This window comes from Mucilaginibacter sp. A3364 (genome assembly GCF_059690715.1).
Genome location: NZ_JCAWED010000001.1, coordinates 2,585,901 through 2,604,654, shown reverse-complemented (window position 1 = coordinate 2,604,654; position 18,754 = coordinate 2,585,901). Strand labels below are relative to the sequence as shown.

13 protein-coding genes are annotated in these 18,754 nt (G+C 45.6%); 5 read left to right on the top strand and 8 right to left on the bottom strand.

Annotated elements, in window-relative coordinates; translation table 11 throughout:
* Positions 1-152 precede the first annotated feature (152 nt).
* Positions 153-1,073 (bottom strand): methionyl-tRNA formyltransferase, encoded by a 921-nt coding sequence (gene fmt / locus AC59JT_RS11645; protein ID WP_497398946.1) that lies wholly within the window; start codon positions 1,071-1,073, stop codon positions 153-155.
* 37 nt (positions 1,074-1,110) lie between these two features.
* A complete protein-coding gene (locus AC59JT_RS11640; protein WP_497398944.1) occupies positions 1,111-2,343 on the bottom strand; it encodes an exo-beta-N-acetylmuramidase NamZ family protein in 1,233 nt (410 codons plus the stop codon).
* Between the two features lie 64 nt (positions 2,344-2,407).
* Here AC59JT_RS11640 and AC59JT_RS11635 point away from each other — a divergent pair, with 64 nt between their 5' ends.
* Positions 2,408-3,628 (top strand): ABC transporter permease, encoded by a 1,221-nt coding sequence (locus AC59JT_RS11635; RefSeq protein WP_497398942.1) that lies wholly within the window; start codon positions 2,408-2,410, stop codon positions 3,626-3,628.
* 421 nt (positions 3,629-4,049) lie between these two features.
* Here the strand turns inward: AC59JT_RS11635 and mazG are convergent, their stop codons facing one another.
* From mazG to AC59JT_RS11615, 4 genes are all read right to left on the bottom strand, one after another.
* The gene (gene mazG, locus AC59JT_RS11630; protein ID WP_497398940.1) at positions 4,050-4,853 is read right to left on the bottom strand and encodes a nucleoside triphosphate pyrophosphohydrolase; all 804 of its coding nucleotides are present in this window, start codon (positions 4,851-4,853) and stop codon (positions 4,050-4,052) included.
* A 226-nt stretch (positions 4,854-5,079) separates the two neighbouring features.
* On the bottom strand, positions 5,080-5,754 hold the full coding sequence (gene mnmC2, locus AC59JT_RS11625) for a tRNA (5-methylaminomethyl-2-thiouridine)(34)-methyltransferase MnmC2 (RefSeq protein ID WP_497398938.1): 675 nt from the start codon (positions 5,752-5,754) through the stop codon (positions 5,080-5,082).
* Positions 5,755-5,757: 3 nt separating this feature from the next.
* Positions 5,758-7,092: a rhodanese-like domain-containing protein gene (locus AC59JT_RS11620; RefSeq protein ID WP_497398936.1), complete on the bottom strand. Its 1,335-nt coding sequence runs from the start codon at positions 7,090-7,092 to the stop codon at positions 5,758-5,760.
* Positions 7,093-7,147: 55 nt separating this feature from the next.
* Entirely contained in the window at positions 7,148-9,190 is a 2,043-nt protein-coding gene (locus AC59JT_RS11615; RefSeq protein ID WP_497398934.1) for a M13 family metallopeptidase, read from the bottom strand.
* A 164-nt stretch (positions 9,191-9,354) separates the two neighbouring features.
* Between AC59JT_RS11615 and AC59JT_RS11610 the strand changes: the two genes are divergently transcribed.
* Together AC59JT_RS11610 and AC59JT_RS11605 are read left to right on the top strand one after the other, a co-directional pair.
* Positions 9,355-12,012, top strand: a complete 2,658-nt coding sequence (locus tag AC59JT_RS11610) for a valine--tRNA ligase (RefSeq protein WP_497398932.1) — start codon at positions 9,355-9,357, stop codon at positions 12,010-12,012.
* Between the two features lie 104 nt (positions 12,013-12,116).
* On the top strand, positions 12,117-13,931 hold the full coding sequence (locus AC59JT_RS11605) for an ATP-binding protein (RefSeq protein WP_497398930.1): 1,815 nt from the start codon (positions 12,117-12,119) through the stop codon (positions 13,929-13,931).
* On the opposite strand, the gene AC59JT_RS11600 is transcribed toward AC59JT_RS11605, so the two are convergent.
* Positions 13,928-14,386, bottom strand: coding sequence for a type I restriction enzyme HsdR N-terminal domain-containing protein (locus AC59JT_RS11600; RefSeq protein WP_497398928.1), 459 nt, complete (start codon positions 14,384-14,386; stop codon positions 13,928-13,930). The two genes, AC59JT_RS11605 and AC59JT_RS11600, sit on opposite strands and share 4 nt — an antisense overlap.
* A gap of 115 nt (positions 14,387-14,501) precedes the next feature.
* On the opposite strand from AC59JT_RS11600, the gene holA reads away from it, so the two are divergent.
* Positions 14,502-15,524, top strand: a complete 1,023-nt coding sequence (holA, locus tag AC59JT_RS11595; RefSeq protein ID WP_497398926.1) for a DNA polymerase III subunit delta — start codon at positions 14,502-14,504, stop codon at positions 15,522-15,524.
* Between the two features lie 103 nt (positions 15,525-15,627).
* On the opposite strand, the gene AC59JT_RS11590 is transcribed toward holA, so the two are convergent.
* Complete coding sequence (locus tag AC59JT_RS11590) at positions 15,628-15,831, bottom strand: YqaE/Pmp3 family membrane protein (protein ID WP_497398925.1); 204 nt, start codon at positions 15,829-15,831, stop codon at positions 15,628-15,630.
* A 189-nt stretch (positions 15,832-16,020) separates the two neighbouring features.
* On the opposite strand from AC59JT_RS11590, the gene AC59JT_RS11585 reads away from it, so the two are divergent.
* Complete coding sequence (locus AC59JT_RS11585; RefSeq protein ID WP_497398923.1) at positions 16,021-18,747, top strand: carboxypeptidase-like regulatory domain-containing protein; 2,727 nt, start codon at positions 16,021-16,023, stop codon at positions 18,745-18,747.
* The last annotated feature ends 7 nt before the right edge of the window (positions 18,748-18,754 follow it).

Below are 18,754 nucleotides of genomic sequence, written 5' to 3'. Positions count from 1 at the left end.
GGTATCTCCCGAAATAATAGACCGCCGTCTATTCAACTCTGATATTGAATTCAGCCGCTCTTCCTTTTCGTTTTCAAGGTAAGCTTCCAACACACACTGCTGCTGCTCCATAGTTAATGTTTCCCAAATTGATCCTGGTAGATTCATGGTTTTTATAGTTTTACTCCTCTTAAAAATTCTTCAATACTCATCCGTTTCTTACCTTCAAGCTGCACATCAGTTACGCTGATGAAACCATCCTGCGCAGCAAACTTCAGGTGCGTTTTACCATCGGTAACAAATCCGCCTGGTTGTATGCCGGGCTCAGTTTCGTTGTAGTCTGCTTTGTATATTTTGAAGGTTTTTTCGTTTAGTTGGGTGTACGCCGCAGGCACGGGGCTAAGGCCGCGTATGTGGTTGTATACGTTAACAACCGGTTGGTTCCAGTTAATGGCGCAGGTATCTTTAAATATCTTAGGTGCCGATCTTAACTCGGTGCCTTCGGCAATAAAAGTTGATTGGGGGTGTTCGTTATATCGGCCACTTTCAACCGCCTTAACGGTTTTAACCAGAAGGCCCGCGCCTTTATTCATCAGGCGATCGTGCAGTTCGCCGGCGGTTTCGTTGCCGGTAAGGGTTATTTTTTCGGTGAAGAGTACGTTGCCGGTATCAATCTCATGTTTCAGGAAGAAGGTGGTAACGCCGCTTTCCTTTTCGCCATTAATAAGTACCCAGTTAATAGGGGCGGCACCGCGATAGTGCGGCAGCAAGGAAGCATGCAGGTTGATGGTGCCTTTTGACGGCATGGTCCAAACCTCTTCGGGCAGCATGCGGAAGGCAACTACTACCTGAAGGTCGGCATTTAGTTTTTTCAGGTCGGCTAAAAAGTCAGGGTCTTTAAGGTTGCTGGGTTGCAGCACTTTTATCCCTTTTTCAACAGCATATTGTTTTACAGCCGATTCGCTTACTTTCTGACCACGGCCCGCAGGTTTATCAGGCGCGGTAACCACGCCTACAATATCTGCACCCGATTGTATCAGTTCATCTAACGATGCAACAGCGAATTGGGGTGTACCCATAAATACAATTCTCATAGCTATATATGTTTTTTAAGTAGTGTTCTTTATGTTTTTATTGATAGAGTAAATATTTGCTTCGGGTTGCTTTGTATTTGCTTAAGCCGGGCTCCCAGCTTTTGCGTATCTCCTGTTCGGTTTTGCCGTCTTCAATTTGCTTGCGCAATTGGTCGGTACCGGCCAGTTTGGCGAAGTAAGCGTTGAAGAAGTTGGCCTTGTCCGGAAATTCCTTGTAAAACCCGATAAGCCATGACAGGTTGATCTTGCCATCTTTAAAAGTGCTGGTGTTATACTTGCTCAGGTCCACACCGTAGCACACCTTATCTTGTTGCGGCGGGGTTTCGCTCATACCTACAATGCTTTTCGGCGTAAACGAATATTGATATTTGCCTTTTAATAACGGGTGCCCCAATATCTGGAAAGGCATCATAGTGCCTCTGCCTAAGCTAAATGTAGTGCCCTCAAACATACAGGTACTGGCATATAGCAATATAGATTGCTGCGTATTCAAGTTTGGCGATGGAGGAATAGGCAAGGTGTAATCAGACGCGTGCGTGTAGTTTTGCATTTTAATGATCTTCAACTTGCACTTTACCTTGTTTTTAAGCCAGCCTTCGCCGTTTATCATTTGGGCGTATTCGGCAATAGTCATGCCGTGGGTGATAGGGATGGGATGCATACCAACGAACGATCGGAATTTGGCTGTATCCAGTATTGGTCCGTCAACGCTGAAACCGTTAGGATTGGGGCGGTCCAGGATCAACAGCTCAATGTTGTTTTCGGCACAGGCCTCCATAATATAATGCAGGGTTGATATGTAGGTGTAAAAGCGCGCGCCTACATCCTGGATATCGAATATCATCAGGTTGATGCCTTTCAATTCATCTACTGTTGGTTTGTAGTGCTTATTGCCGTATAGTGATATAAGTGGGATACCGGTTTTAGGATCAACGCTGTTATCAACCTTGGCACCGTTACTGGCATTACCGCGTACGCCATGCTCGGGTCCGTACACTTTTTTGATAGAAATACCCAAACTCAGGAGGCTATCAACACTTGCGGTACGGCGCGAACCTATAACGGAAGTTTGATTAATAACCATGCCTATGTTTTTGCCTTTAAGATAGCTAATATATAGCTGAGTTTGGTCGGCACCGCAAATTATTTTTTTGTTATTTTTTTGCTGATTTTGCTGAGGCTGGTCGGCAGGCGAGCAGTTGGCCATAGCGCTGCCAAACAACAGTAGGGCTACAAGGGTTGTTCTTGAAAAAATGGTAGTTGCTGTCATAAAAAGTACTATTTTAAGCAGTAAAACCGCATATTTGCTAAGTTACGAAAAAAACCTCTTTGCTTTGAGTTTCGCTTCATTTATTGCCAGTCGTATAACGTTTAAATCAAAACGCACTTTCTCTAAACTGATCGTGCGCATTGCCATCATCGGCATTATGCTGGGTTTGGGCGTAATGATACTTTCGGTAGCGGTAGTAAAAGGCTTTAAGCACGAGATACGCGAGAAGATCCGCGGCTTTGACGGCGACATACGCGTGGTTAAATTTGACCTGAATACCTCCTTTGAAAACTCACCTTTTGAGCGCGATCCCCTGCTGGAAGCTAAGATCAAAAAGCGTCACTTCATCACACAAATAATGCCCTTTGCCACCAAACCGGGTATCATTAAAGCTAATGACGATATAGAAGGTGTTATACTAAAAGGGGTTGATGCCGGTTACGATTGGAGCTTTATCAAACAAAACCTCCTTGCCGGTAAGGTTATTGACTTTAGCGATAGTATAAAAGCTAAAAAGCAGATCATGGTATCACAGTTTACGGCTAACCGCCTGCACCTTAAAGTGGGTAGTAAACTATTGATGTATTTTGTGCAGGATCCCTTACGCCGCCGTTCATTTACTGTGGCGGGTATTTATGATACCAGTATTGAGGATATTGACAAGACATATGTGGTAGCCGATATTGCCCATATCAGAAAGCTAAACGAATGGGGCCCGAACGAAATAGGCGGTTACGAGCTGCGTGTCGACGATTTTGAACGCCTTGACGCCACCGCCGATTATGTAAACAACCTGCTGCCAACCCGCCTGCGCCTGAGCACCGTTACCGAAAACTACCCCGCCATATTTGAGTGGCTGAAGATACTGGATGTTAACGCCGTAATTATGCTGGTGCTGATGCTGGCCGTGGCGCTGATCAACATGATATCGGCACTGCTGATCATGATATTGGAGCGCACTGCCATGATCGGCATCCTGAAAGCCATGGGCTCCAACAACTGGAGCATACAGAAGGTGTTTTTATACAATGCGGCTTACCTGATAGGACTGGGCCTGCTACTGGGCAACGCCCTGGGACTGGGGCTAAGCTGGTTTCAATACGAAACTCATTTCTTTAAGCTTGATCCGGCTTCGTATTACATGACCTTTGTGCCGGTATTGCTGGATTGGTCGGATATCCTTTTACTCAACCTCGGCACCCTGGTGATATGCCTGCTGGTGCTCATCATCCCATCCATGCTGGTATCTAAAATATCACCGGTACGGGCTATACAGTTTAAATAACAGGCTAGGGTGCGCCATTTAAAGTGGCGCAAGTGGCGCACTTGTTTTTGTTAAGTTATTGATTGTTAATTTATTATAGAAAAAAGCGGCGCAATGCGGCGCACCCGCTGGTTTTTATAAATAGCTGATTATTAGATATTTATAAAATTTAAAAGTTTATACCTTAAAAAAGTGGCGCACCCTTTGTTAATGAAAAAATGTCATTTTGACCAACAAGAGAAATCTTATACAAGCCCTGACTATGCCACTTATTTAGTTACGCGTATAAGATTTTTTCGTTAGCGCTCAAGAGAGTAGTTCTCACTCGTTCCTCGTTCGAAATGACATGGTGGGGGTGTGGCTGGCACACAACCTCCGGCGGCATCCGAAACAAACTTGCCGCTCTTACTTGACACCAGATACTTGCTACTCAATACTAAACTTAAAGCTTCTTCGCCTCGTTCCAAAACACATCCATTTCTGTGAGGCTCATGTCGTGCAGGTTTTTGCCAAGTTCGGCGGCTTTACTTTCCAGGTATTGAAAACGTTTGATGAATTTGCGGTTGGTTTTCTCCAGCGCGTTTTCGGGGTTTATGTTGATGAAACGGGCGTAGTTGATCAATGAAAACAGCAGATCGCCAAATTCGTCTTCGGCTTTTTCGTGGTCGATGGTGGTTTCATCGGCAGCGTTAAATTCGTTTTTAAATTCCTGCATTTCCTCTTCCACCTTTTCCCAAACCTGGGTTTTTTCCTCCCAGTCAAAACCCACGCCGCGGGCTTTTTCCTGTATGCGCGATGCTTTAACCAGGGCCGGCAATGAAACCGGCACGCCACCTAAAACAGATTTATTGCCTTCTTTCAGCTTCAGTTTTTCCCAGTTACGTTTTACGTCTGCTTCGTCGTTTACCTCGGTATCGCTATAAATATGGGGATGGCGATTGATCAGCTTATCGCAGATGGCATTCAATACGTCGGTGATATTAAAATCATTCGTTTCGGATGCTATGCGGGCATAAAACACCAGGTGCAACATTATATCGCCAATTTCCTTTTTGATCTCATTCATATCAGCGCCAAGTATGGCGTCAGATAGTTCGTAAACCTCCTCAATGGTTAAATGGCGCAGGCTTTCCAGGGTTTGCTTTTTATCCCATGGGCAGTTAATACGCAGGTCGTCCATAATGGTAAGCAGGCGTTCAAAAGCGGTTGCGGGGTTATTTGCCGTGATGGGTGGAGTTAGTGCCATTTTTTGCAGATGTGTTTTTGATGTGCAGATATGCGGATGTGCAAATGTGCAGATATTTTTTGATGGGCTGATGTTAAATTACAAACTCAAAAGAATATGTCATTGCGAGGAACGAAGCAATCGCGAACTAGATAGGTCGCGAACTTTTCTCCGTGCGATTGCTTAGTTCCTCGCAATGACAAATTGGTAAGCATCTGCACATTCGCACATCTGCATATTTGCACATTTACTTCACCGCCCGCAGCATTTCCCGCTTGCCCGGTGCTCCCGGTATTTTTTGTACCTGCAGGCCCATGCCTTTCAGCATCCTTTTTAGGTTGCCGGTTATGGCGTAGGTTACAAATATGCCGCCGGGTTTTAAAAATTGTACGGTATGGCCAATAGCTTCCTCGTTCCACATCTCGGGTTGGTGTATGGCGGCGAAGGCATCAAAGTATACCACATCAAAACGTGGTTCGGGCTTTAGGTCGAGCAGTTGGCTATGGGCAATTTGCAGTTTGCAATAGTCATTCAATTCAACCGGGGCGGTTAGCGCCGCCGGGTAGTTGTTAATGAATGCTTCCCAGGTTGGTTTTGTGGCATATTCTGCGTAGCCGGTTTCGGTTATCAGGTCGGTTGTTAGGGGGTAGGCTTCCACACCTAAATAATCCAGTTTAATTTGCTTTTCGGTGCAAACGTCAGCAGTTAGCAAAAAGTTGAGGCCGGTGCCAAAACCCACTTCAAATATTGATACTTCGGTGGCGTTATTTTGCTCCAGGAAATAGTTCAGTCCTGCGTTTATAAACACGTGTTTACTCTCTTGCAGGGCACCATGTTTAGAGTGGTAGTTTTCGCCAACCTGTGGGTTAAATATGGTTTTTGAGCCGTCGGCTGTGGTTACAATTTGTAAGTTTTGGTCCATAGGCTATTTCAGTTCGGTTATGGTTTCGCTCAGGTCGTAAACCGGTACGTTGGTAATTTGGGCCGCAACAATACTGCTTGCCGCTGCCGAGCGGTAGCCTGCCGCGCAATGTACCACAATGGGTTTATCAGTAGGTATTTCGCTAACGCGATCACGCAGCTCGGGTAGGGGGATGCTCAGCGCGTTTTCAAATATCTGCCCGTTATTGATCTCGCCCCAGTTGCGTACATCTACAATAGTATAGTTTTGCGGCGATGCTTTAAAGGCATCCACATCCAGTTGGGCTGCGGTATTGGGTTTGGCCGTGGTGGCTATCAGCGCCGCTTTAATATTTTGCTCATAACCAATTTTGGCAGCTTTTTTAATCGCGACAGCCAAAGCTTCTTCGTCATTGCCAATTAAATAAAACCGCTCGGTAGGTTTTACGATGGAGCCCAGCCAGGTTTCAAACTTCTCGCCGTCCTGTAAATTGATGGCACCACTGGTATGGCCGCTATCAAAATCGGCTTTAGGGCGAATATCAATAACAGGTATACCGGCTGCTAAACCTTCAGCAGTGGTCGATACCAAAACCGCGTCCACACTTTTTTTATAAGCGGGCGCGCCTTGCTTGTTCATGTCCACATCATAACCAAAATAATGCGGCACAAACGGCTGATCCGCCAGTAAAAGCTTCACAAACTCATCTTCACTCATAGGTTGCAAGGCGTAGTTCTGCTCCACCTCACGACCGATCGTACTACACAGATCGGTACTCGTAGTCTTTCCGCAAAGCGAACCGGGGCCGTGCGCCGGATAAACGGTGATGTTGTGCGGCAGCGTCATCAGCTTCTCGCGTGTGCTGCGATACATCTGCCTGGCCAGTTCTTCTTTTTTAGCGGTAATGTTTCCCACGCTCTCTCGCAGATCGGGTCTGCCAACATCGCCTACAAACAGCGTATCGCCGGTAAACAGGGCCTTATCATGACCATGCTCATCGCGCAGCAAAACACAAATACTATCGGGCGAGTGGCCAGGGGTATTAATGGCTCTTAACTGCACATCGGCCAATGGCAAAACATCGCCATCATCAAACGTTTGGTGCGGGTAGGCTGCACCAACCAGCTTGCTGGTGTAAATGGTAGCATCGGTAGTTTGGTGTATCTCCATGTGCGAACTTACAAAGTCGGCATGGGGGTGCGTTTCAACAACGGCAGTAATATCGGCATTATGGAGGGCGGCAAAATCATAGTACGGCTGTGGGTCGCGGCTGGGGTCAATAACCAACATTTTGCCATCCCTTACCACCGCGTACGATGCATGCGCCAATCCCTTATCATAAAATTGATGAATAATCATAGGGCTCAAAGTAAAAAAGCCCCTCTCCAAATGGAGAGGGGTTGGGGTGAGGTTTTTACCAGACTCTGATTCTGTCTTCCGGTTTTACATAAAGCTTATCGCCCGGCTTCACATCAAATGCTTTGTACCAGGCATCAATGTTGGTAAGCGGCGCGTTAACGCGGTGCTCGCCCGGCGAATGCGGATCGGTTTTGATCAGCTGCGCTGCGTATTCAGGGCGTTGCATGCCCCGCCATACCTGCGCATAAGCCAGGAAGAAACGCTGATCGGGCGTGAAGCCGTCAATTTTAACGTTTGATTTACCTTGCGGCGTTTTTTTGAAGGCCTGGTAAGCTACGTTAATACCACCCAGGTCGGCAAGGTTTTCGCCTAAGGTAAGGTGACCGTTAACATGTAAAGTATCTAACACGGTAAGCGCGTCGTATTGTTTGGCAACACGTTCGGCACGTACGGTAAATTTCTCGTTATCCTCTTTGGTCCACCAGTCGCGCAGGGTACCGTCGGCATCAAACAAACGGCCTTTATCGTCAAAGCCGTGGGTCATCTCGTGACCGATAACCGCGCCAATAGCGCCATAATTAAAGGCATCATCAGCACTTTGCGAGAAAAATGGGAACTGCAGTATACCTGCCGGGAAAACGATCTCGTTGTTTTGCGCATTATAGTAAGCGTTAACTGTTGGTGGCGTCATGCCCCATTTAGTTTTATCAACGGGTTTGCCCAGGTTGCTAATGTTATCATTATAACCCCATTCGGCTATACGTTGCAGGTTGCCGCTGTAATCATCGCGGTTAATAACCAGGCCTTTGTAGGTTTCCCATTTGTCGGTATAACCAATTTTAACGGTGAAGGCGCTCAGTTTACGCAGCGCTTTAGTTTTGGTTTCGGCGCTCATCCACTCCAGGTTTTTAATACGTTCGCCCAAAGTAACTTTAAGGTTGTTTACCAGTTGCAGCATGCGCGCTTTAGCGGCGGGGGTAAAGTATTTCTCAACATAAAGCTGGCCCAGCAATTCGCCAAGGCTGCCGTCAACCAGGTTGCTCATACGCTCGGTACGTGGTGCCTGTACTTTTTGGCCGGTTAATACGCTGTTAAACGCAAAACGGGCATCAACAAACGACGCGCTTAACGAGCCTGTTCTGCTTTTCAGGATGTTCCATTTTAAATAAACTTTCCACTGGTCAACAGGGGTACTTGCAAACAAAGCATCGGCAGTTTTTAAAAACGATGGCGATGTGGTTAATACTGTATCCTGCGGCGTAACTTTTAACATGGTCATAATGTTTGACCAGTTTAGGTTAGGCGTAGTTTTGTTTAATTCGGTAGTTACCAGTTTGTTGTAAGTTTTGTTGGGGTCGCGCATTTCAACGCGGGTCATTTGTGCTTTGGCAAGCTCTGTTTCAATGGCAATAATAGTTTTGGCATTAGTGGCGGCAGTATTTGCATCGGTCCCGGTCAATGTAAATAAGGCTACAATGTATTTGGTATACGCGTCGCGGATCTTTTTAGATGTCGCGTCGTCCTTCAAATAGTAATCACGATCAGGCAAAGTAGTACCACCCTGACCAAAGCTTACCATATATTTTGATGGATTTTTAGAATCGCGGCCAACGCCGAAGCTGAACAAGCCCCCACCTTCGCCATGCATACGCTGGTAGGTAAGTTCAGTTAACACGCCGGCTTTGTCGGCAATTTTATCAACACGCGCCAATGATGGTTTGATTGGGTCATAGCCACGTTTATCAATAGTAATGCTATCCATACCGCTGGCATACAGGTCGCCAACGCGTTGTTTAAGGCTGCCTTTTACCTGGCCTTTAGCGTTGCTAACTTCTTTTAACAAAGCCAGCAATTTGTCGGTATTATCCTGTATTAAAATATGGAACGAACCGAAAGCGCTTTGCTTAGCCGGTATGGTGTTACGTTTTAACCAGCCACCGCTTGAGTATAAAAAGAAATCGTCGCCGGGATTAACCGTTTTGTCCATATTAGCCGGGTCGATAAATTTTTTACCCGGTTTCGGATCTTCAGTAGCCATGGCAGAGGTAGTAATGCACAAGGCACCCGCCATCATCAGATGAGTGAATTTAAGTTTCATTGAATAATAATATCAGTTATTGGATAGGCAAATGTAACGTATTTAGGTATTTAATAATTATATCGGCGTAATAAATATTGCATGTTATTTACATAGCGCAAAAAATCGCAGTGTGTGCAGTATACTGCAAAATTTTGCAGCGAAAACGCTATTTTTGCAATCTTATGAGTACTATAAAAACATATTTGCCTAAAGAAGCCGAAGAAAAATGGTATAGCTACTGGATGAACAACGGATTTTTCCGTTCGGTGCCGGATGAACGCGAGCCTTATACCATTGTCATCCCGCCGCCAAACGTAACCGGCGTGCTGCACATGGGCCATATGTTAAACAATACTATACAGGATGTTTTGATCCGCCGTGCCCGTATGAAAGGCAAAAACGCCTGCTGGGTACCGGGTACCGATCACGCCAGTATAGCCACCGAAGCTAAAGTTGTTGCCATGTTGAAAGAGCGCGGCATCAGCAAAAAAGACCTTACCCGCCCCGAGTTTTTGGCTTATGCCTGGGAGTGGAAGGAAAAATACGGCGGCATTATCCTGGAGCAATTAAAAAAACTAGGCGCTTCGTGCGATTGGGATCGTACTAAGTTTACGATGGATGATAATCTGAGTGAAGCGGTAATTGATACCTTCATTCACCTTTATAACAAAGGTTTGATCTACCGTGGTATCCGCATGGTAAACTGGGATCCACAGGGGAAAACGGCAGTATCTGACGAGGAAGTTATCCGTAAGGAAGTTAACCAAAAGCTTTTCTACATTAAATATAAAGTTGCTGGTGGCGAAGGCGATCTGACGATTGCGACAACAAGGCCCGAAACCATCATGGCCGATGCCGCGATATGCATTAACCCTAATGATGAGCGTTACACCGGCCTGCATGGCAAAAAAGTATACATCCCGCTTATAAACCGCGAGATACCGATCATCCTGGACGAGTACGTAGAAATGGATTTTGGTACCGGCTGTTTGAAAGTAACACCTGCGCATGACTTGAATGACTATGAGCTGGGCCAGAAGCACAACCTGCCCGTTATTGATATTTTGAATGACGACGGCTCGCTGAATGAAAAAGCGCAGATTTTAGTAGGCGAAGATCGTTTCGCGGCGCGGAAAAAAATTGCCACGATGTTGGAAGAAGCCGGTGCGCTGGAAAAAGTAGAAGAGTACAAATCACAAGTTGGTTTTAGCGAGCGTACCAACGCCGTTATCGAGCCTAAACTATCTATGCAATGGTTTTGCAAGATGGAAGAGATGGCCAAACCGGCGCTTGATTATGTATTGAACGGCGAGATAAAACTGATCCCCGAAAAATTCATCAACACCTACCGCCACTGGATGGAGAACGTGAAGGATTGGTGCATTAGTCGCCAGCTTTGGTGGGGGCAGCAAATACCTGCTTACTATCTGCCAAACGGCCAGCACGTAATTGCCAAGACTAAAGAAGAAGCGCTTGAACTTGCAAAGCAACTCACTCACAACTCACAACTCACAACTCAAGACTTAACACAGGACGAGGACGTAGTAGATACCTGGTTCTCCTCATGGTTGTGGCCTATATCTGTATTTGACGGATTTAAGGACCCGGATAATGCCGACATTAACTACTATTACCCAACCAACGATTTGGTTACCGCGCCCGAGATCCTGTTCTTCTGGGTAGCGCGTATGATCATGGCCGGGCATGAGTTTAGGGGACAAGTGCCGTTTAAAAATGTTTACCTAACGGGTATCGTTCGCGATAAGCTGGGCCGTAAAATGTCAAAACAACTAGGTAATTCGCCTGATCCATTGGATCTTATAGGTCAGTACGGAGCCGATGGCGTACGCGTAGGTATGCTGATGAGTTCGCCTGCCGGGAACGATCTGATGTTTGACGAAAGCTACTGTCTGCAGGGCCGTAACTTCTACAACAAAATATGGAACGCTTTCTTATTAGTTAAGGGTTGGAAAGTTGACGACAGTATTTCCTGCCCTAACCACACCGCTATGGATTGGTTTGAAAGCCGCTTTAACGAAGGCCTGGTGGAGATAGAAGATAATTTCGCGCAGTACCGTTTATCAGAAGCTTTAATGGCTACTTATAAGCTGGTATGGGATGATTTCTGCGCCTGGTATTTGGAGATGATCAAACCCGCGTTTGAGCACCCGGCCGATGGCCAGCCTTTTCAGCACCCGATAGATGGCGTTACCTACAGAAAGACGATCGCCTTTTTCGAAAATATTTTAAGGATATTGCATCCGTTTATGCCGTTTATTACCGAGGAGCTATGGCATGATGAATTGTTTGGCCAACGTGCCGAGGGCGATTGCTGTATTGTTGCCCAATTGCCATCAAACGGGGAATTTAATTCCCGTTTATTGGCCGATGTAGAAAATGTTAAACAAGTTATTACACAAATAAGGAGTATTCGCCAAAATAAACAAATGTCGCCTAAAGAAACTTTAGCACTTTCGGTTAAAGCAAATTCGGGCGTTGATTATTTGGCTTACCAAAACATTTTGAGCAAGCTGGCCAACCTGAGCGAGCTAAATCTGGTATACGATAAGATTGCCGGCGCAACCGCGTTTTTAGTATCAACAGACGAGTTTTACGTGCCGATGACCGAAAATATCGACCCGGTTGCCGAGCGCGAGCGTTTGCAAAAAGAGCAGGATTACCTGAACGGATTTTTAAAATCGGTTAATGCCAAATTAGGTAATGAGCGTTTTATGGCTAACGCGAAACCAGAAATTATTGAAGTTGAAACCAGGAAAAAGGCCGACGCAGAAGCAAAATTAAAGATCATAGAAGAGGGTTTGGCAGCATTGGCAAACTAATTGCATGTATATCAGTTGCATATCTATGACTAAAATTAGTAGTCTGTATTTAATAATTACTACTTTTAGAAATCATATTTATAGCGAAAGCTAAATAACTGAGCATGAGTAATAAACCCGACTTCCTCAACTTCTCTATAAATAGTATCCTTAGCGGGGAACAGTTCTCGCTATTCAATGCGCGGGTGCGCATGCTATATTATGGCTTGGCGTTGGCGTTTTGTACTTCGCTGGTATTGCTTTTAGAGGTTTTGTACCAGGGGCATACTTTGCTGGGAGTTATTTGTGGGGTTATGGTGGCCACCTCGGCGCTGTTGTTTAAGTTTCTTACCTATCGTCCTGATCTTAAGATCATATCGCATATTATATTGGTAGTTGCCACCCTGGCCAACATATTTAATATTTACGTGGTGATACAAAATATTGATATCGTTACCATGTCGGTAATGATGTTGATCTTGTTGTTCAGTATATCTATGTTAGGTCAGCGCACGGGATTGATCTATTCTGCTATTAACATTATCGCGGCAGTTGCTTTACTTATTCTACTATCAAACAACAGTTATTTAATTGATCTGAAGCCTGAAAAGGTTGATCAATCAACCCTGGTTATCAGTTTAGTTTCCTGCTTTATATTGATCGTTTACATACAGAGCCATTTCCAAACCGCTTTTGTAAAAACCATCAAGCAGCTACGCACCACAACCAACGAAAAGGTAAGCCTTACCGATGAGTTTAAAAAAGCGATAGATAAAGCCGAGAAGTCGTCTGAGGCTAAATCGGAGTTTTTGTCTACCATGTCGCACGAGATACGTACGCCGTTAAATGCGGTGATAGGTATGAGTAATTTGCTGATCATGGGTGGTCCAAGACCTGATCAGAAAGAGAACCTGGAGATATTGAAATTTTCGGCAGGTAACCTGCTATCAATTGTTAATGACGTTTTGGATTTTAACAAGATCGAGTCGGGCAAATTGGTGTTCGAAAACATCAAGCTTAACCTGGTTGACCTGATGCAAAGCATTTGCGGCGGCCAGATACTTACCGCACAGGAAAAGGGCCTTAACTTTAAGCTTGACGTTGATACGGCACTTGCCCGTAAAGTGGTTTATGGCGACCCTACGCGCATTGCCCAGATCGTGTTTAACCTGGTTAGCAACGCTATTAAATTTACTTCGGAAGGGAATATATCGGTTAAGGCTTCATGTATCGAAGACCGGCATAACTTTATCACTGTTAATTTCTCAGTTAAAGACACCGGTATTGGTATCCCTAAAGAGCGGATGGATATCATCTTCGAACCATTTATCCAGGAATCAATCAGCACTACCCGTCAATACGGCGGTACCGGCTTGGGTTTAGCTATTGTTAAACGCTTGCTGGAGTTGCAGGGGCTTAAAATTAGAGTTAAAAGTACCGTTGGTCAGGGTTCTGAATTCTCCTTTAATATGGAATTCCCGGTATCAACCGAAGTATTGCCCGAAACAACTAAAAAACCTGCAGAGTCCATCGAACAAACCGCCGAAAGCTTTAGTGCCTTACGCGTTTTAATTGCCGAGGATAACCCTGTTAACGTTATGCTAATGAAAAAGCTGCTATCTAAATGGAACATCACCCCATTCATAGCCGAAAACGGCGAACGTGCGGTGGAGTTTGTGCAGTACGGTAACTTCGATATCATCCTGATGGACCTGCAAATGCCCGTAATGAACGGCTTTGACGCGGCTGTCGAGATCCGTAAAATGCCTGATCCTAAGAAGGCATCTATCCCTATCATCGCGCTAACCGCGTCGGCCCTGTTTGATATTAAGGAACGGGTTTACGAATCGGGTATGAACGACTATGTTTCCAAACCATTTAAACCTGATGAGTTGTTTGAGAAGATCCACGCGCTGGTACCGGCACTGCAGGATGTTTAAATGTTCAGGTAATCCGGTAATTCCTCAATAAACGTATAGTTATTTTGCTCGAAATTGATGCGGCAGTAATAGTGCTGCAGGCCATTGGTAACAGCCAATAAGCCAATTTTGTGTACGATGTTATAGCGGGCCACCTGGTCAAATACCTTTTGATCGATGTTTACTCCGGGTGCCTTACATTCCACCAGTAAAATTTTTTGGCCGGATGAGTTGAAGGCGATAATGTCAGATCGCTTGGGCATGCCGTTCAGCTTATGGCCGCCTTCCAGTTTCAACAGGCTTTTGGGATACTTTTTATGCTTGATGAGGTACTGCACAAAATGTTGGCGCACCCACTCCTCGGGGGTGATGATAATATTTCGCTTCCGGATCTCATCAAACAGGCTAAGCTGGCCGTTTTGATCGGTTATTTTGAAGGGGTGTGGCGGAAGATTTAGCGGAACCAGCTGATCCATTTTGTTAAGTCAAAATTCAAAAGTAAAAATTAATAAATGCCTTTAAAGGTTAATAAAAACTTTACTTACCAACACGCTACCTTTTTGCCTTTTGAATTTTTACTTTTGAATTTCAATGACAGCTACCGACATCATCAAGGACCTTAAAGCCCGCAAGTACAAACCCATATACCTGCTACACGGCGACGAGCCTTATTTTATTGATGTGGTGAGTAACTATGTCGAGCATCATTTACTATCCGAAGCCGAGCGCGGTTTTAACCAAACCGTTTTGTACGGCAAGGATACCGATGTAATGACCGTGCTCAACGCTGCCAAACGCTACCCCATGATGGCCGACTACCAGGTGGTACTGGTAAAAGAGGCCCAGGAAATGAAATGGGGAAGCGACAGCGACGACAAGAAAACCATCAACCCATTATTGAGCTACCTGGAAAACCCGCTGCCCAGCACTATACTGGTTTTTTGTTACAAGTACGGCAAGTTTGACAAGCGCAAGAAAACCTACAAGGCCATTGAAAAAAGCGGGCTGATATTCGAGTCAGCTTCGCTATATGATAGTAAGATACCGGCCTGGGTAGAAGGTTATATTAGTGATAAAGGCTACCGCGTAAATCAGCAGGCTACCTTAATGCTGGCCGAATATCTGGGTAACGATTTATCCAAAATTGCCAACGAACTGGATAAGCTGATGCTTAACGTTCAGCAAGGGGAGGAGATAACCCTTAAGCATATTCATGACAACATTGGCATCAGCAAGGAATATAACGTTTTTGAGCTGCAGGCTGCCCTGGGTAAAAGGGATGCTTATAAAGTAAACCAGATCATTAACTACTTTGAGGCTAATCCTAAAAACAACCCCATTGTGTTGGTTTTGGGCAACCTGAATAACTTTTTCACCAAGGTTTTGGTTTACCATTATGTGCGCGATAAATCACAGCAAAATTTGGCGAAAGAGCTGGGCGTTAGTCCGTTTTTTGTGAAGGATTATGAGGCCGCCGCGCGCAGTTACCCTTACGGCAAAACCATGCAGATCATCAGTTACCTGCGCGAATACGACCTCAAAAGCAAGGGCGTGGAAAGTAACACCGACCACGGCGGGCTTATGAAAGAACTCATGTTTAAAATACTGCACTAAAGCGGCGCAGTGTAGCGCCGTATGCGTAGCACGCTACACCGCTACACCTGGTGTAGCAGGCTACAGCTCTCATTATCAAATAGTTGATTTTTTACCGCTACACCTAAAAAGCACGACCTCTTTTCACCTCGCGTACTAATTGGCGATGGCGTTTGGCCGAGTAATAGTCGTTAGTTACCAGTATGGCGTGGATAACGCCGGGGATCCAGAAAAACAGGGTTAGTATAATGCTGAGTATAAAAGCACCTATGCGACCGGTGGTAAGTACGGCGGCAGGCGGGAGGATGATGCAAAGAAAATAGCGCATGGCGTTAGTTTATGTTGTTTGGTGTTAGATGTAAAAGCAGGCATAAACGTTACAGTATTTTAGTTTTATTGGCATTATGGTTATTCAATTTGAAACAATCCGTACCATTACTTTCAAACTAATTTTATAAATTTATGCAGCAACGGCTCGCACCCAATTGGCCGTTAGTATAAACCTGTTGCCTAACCTATGCAAAACCTTCGCAAAGTTATTATACCCTGCCTTGTAGTTGTAGCGCTGCTCGCGTCGGCTTTTAAGCCGGGGGTTGATGATCCCTTAGCTAAGCTTTTGGCATCTTTGCAGCAGTGGGTTGATACCCATCCGCAGGAGAAGGTTTATGTGCATATGGATAAGCCTTATTACTCGGCAGGCGATACCATTTGGTTTAAGGGGTATTTAACATCCGGCAGCAGGCATAAATTTTCGCCCATTAGCGGTGCTTTGTATGTCGACCTGATCAACGAGCGCGATTCGGTAATCAAAAACCTCAAACTGCCCGTAACCAATGGTATGGTAATGGGTGATTTTCCGTTGGAGGATGACCTGCGACAGGGCAATTACCGCGTGCGGGCTTACACCCAATGGATGCGCAATGCCGGTGCCGCTTACTATTTCGACCGCACCTTTACCGTAGGCGATCCGGTGAGCAACAACATCATCAGCCGTGCCGCGTATCAGCATAAAATAACTAATGATAAGCCTGAATTAACTGCCACGCTTACCTACGCCACAGATAATGGCGCTCCGCTGCGCGGAAAAAATGTTACTTATGAAATTGTTATCAACCGTAAAACCGTATGGCGCGGCACCGGCAAAACCGATGGCAAAGGCAATATCGACCTAAAAATACCTACCGACGATAATACCAATTTAAGCGGCGCCTACATTAAAACCAGCCTGAGCAATAACGCCAACCAAACCGTGAGGCGCGATTTCCCGGTTAAGGCCGACCTGCTGCAAAGCGATATTCAATTTTTCCCCGAAGGGGGAAACCTGGTTGCAGGCCTGCAATCGCAAGTGGGTTTTAAAGCCGTTGGGGTTAATGGCCTGGGTTTAGCTATTAAGGGTAAGATTACAGACGATGCCGGCAAACAGGTAGCCACCCTGCAAACCCTGCATGCGGGTATGGGTAGCTTTAGTTTAAAACCCGAGGTAGGCCGTACCTACACCGCTACTATTACCTTTCCCGACAGGATAACCAAAACCATAACCCTGCCCAAAGCTTTGATGGAGGGCTATGTGTTAAACGTTAGTCAGCATGCTGATACTATATTGGTACGCGTTAACGGCACCAGCGTAATGCCCGCGCAGGTTAATATGATAGCGCAAACCGGCGGCGAGGTGATAACAGCACGCGCACTAAGGCTTAATAACGGTACCGCGTTGCTGCGCCTGCCTAAAAAATCATTCCCGACAGGTATAGCACAGTTTACCCTGTTTAACGCAACCAACAACCAGCCGCAGGCCGAGCGTGTGGCGTTTATCAGCAATAACGATCATTTGCAATTGAGCCTTAAAACTGATAAGGACGTTTACAGCAGCAAGCAACCCGTTACGCTAGATTTGACAAGTTTTGACAGTAAACGCGAAGTTACGGCGGGCTATTTTTCGATAGCGGTGGTTGATGAAACCAAGGTGCCCGTTAACGAAGATGCCGAGAGTACCATATTTTCAAACCTTCTGCTCACATCGGACCTGAAAGGCTATGTAGAAAAGCCCAACTACTATTTCGCTACGCAAAGCGAAGAAGTAAGCAATGCTTTAGATAACCTGATGCTTACGCAGGGCTACCGCCGCTTTACCTGGCAGGGTTTAAATGCTTTGGCGAAGCCGGATTTTAAGCCCGAGAGTTTGGTTAACACTATTTCGGGCATAGCAACTACGCTGGGCGATAAGCCAGCCCCCAATGCCGCCATTATGCTATTATCGGTAAAGGCTCGTGTACATAAACTAACCACTACCGATGCCGATGGGCGCTTTAAGTTTGACGGCCTGTTTATTACCGATAGTATAAAATTTGCGGTACAGGCGCGATCTGTTAAAAATAAGGATAACGTTAAGCTGGTGTTGGATAGCGTACCCCAACAAGTTATGACACCCAACCTGAACATGGCCGATGTAAACACTGATATAGCCGCCACGCTTAAAGCCTATATGGATAATATGCGTAAGCAGGATTCGATATTTGAAAAGCTGAATATGCTGGATAAGGTGCACCGCCTGCGCCAGGTAACCATTAATGCCAACAAACCTAAAGTGCTGCCTTACAATAACCAGGGCCTGATTAGGATACCCGAGGGCTATGCCGACCAAACTTATTACATCACGGAAAGTAACTGTGCCATGCTAACACTTTGCCTGGTTAAAGGCTTAAACGGCATTGTGTTTAAAGAGCGTACTGTGGAGATGACAACTGTTAATCTGTATCCGCACTGTTATGTTGATGGCCATCTTACAGCTATGGACATTATATTGGATGGCAGGCCCCTGAGGTTTGAGGAAGCCGCCAGCGTGCTGGAGAATGGGGGTATAGACCCCGAGTCGGTTTATAAGGTAGATGTGATAAGAAAGCCCATGGGCCCAACACGTGTGGCCGGCGTATCGTTGATGATATTTACCAAGCGCGATTATGTGCGCCAAAAGTATAACCCAAGCATTGCCAATTTAACGCCCAAGGGTTTTAATAAAGCGCGAGAGTTTTATTCGCCACGGTATGAATTGAATGAAACATCGCAAACGATGCCCGATGTACGGTCGACAGTTTATTGGAGCCCCAAAATTGTAACGGGTATAGACGGCCGTACTACCATTAACTATTTTAATGCCGATGGCCCGGGAACTTACCGTGTTGTGGTTGAAGGTATGAACGCGGAAGGGGAGTTGGGTAGGCAGGTGATGAGGTATGCGGTTAAATAGGCCACAT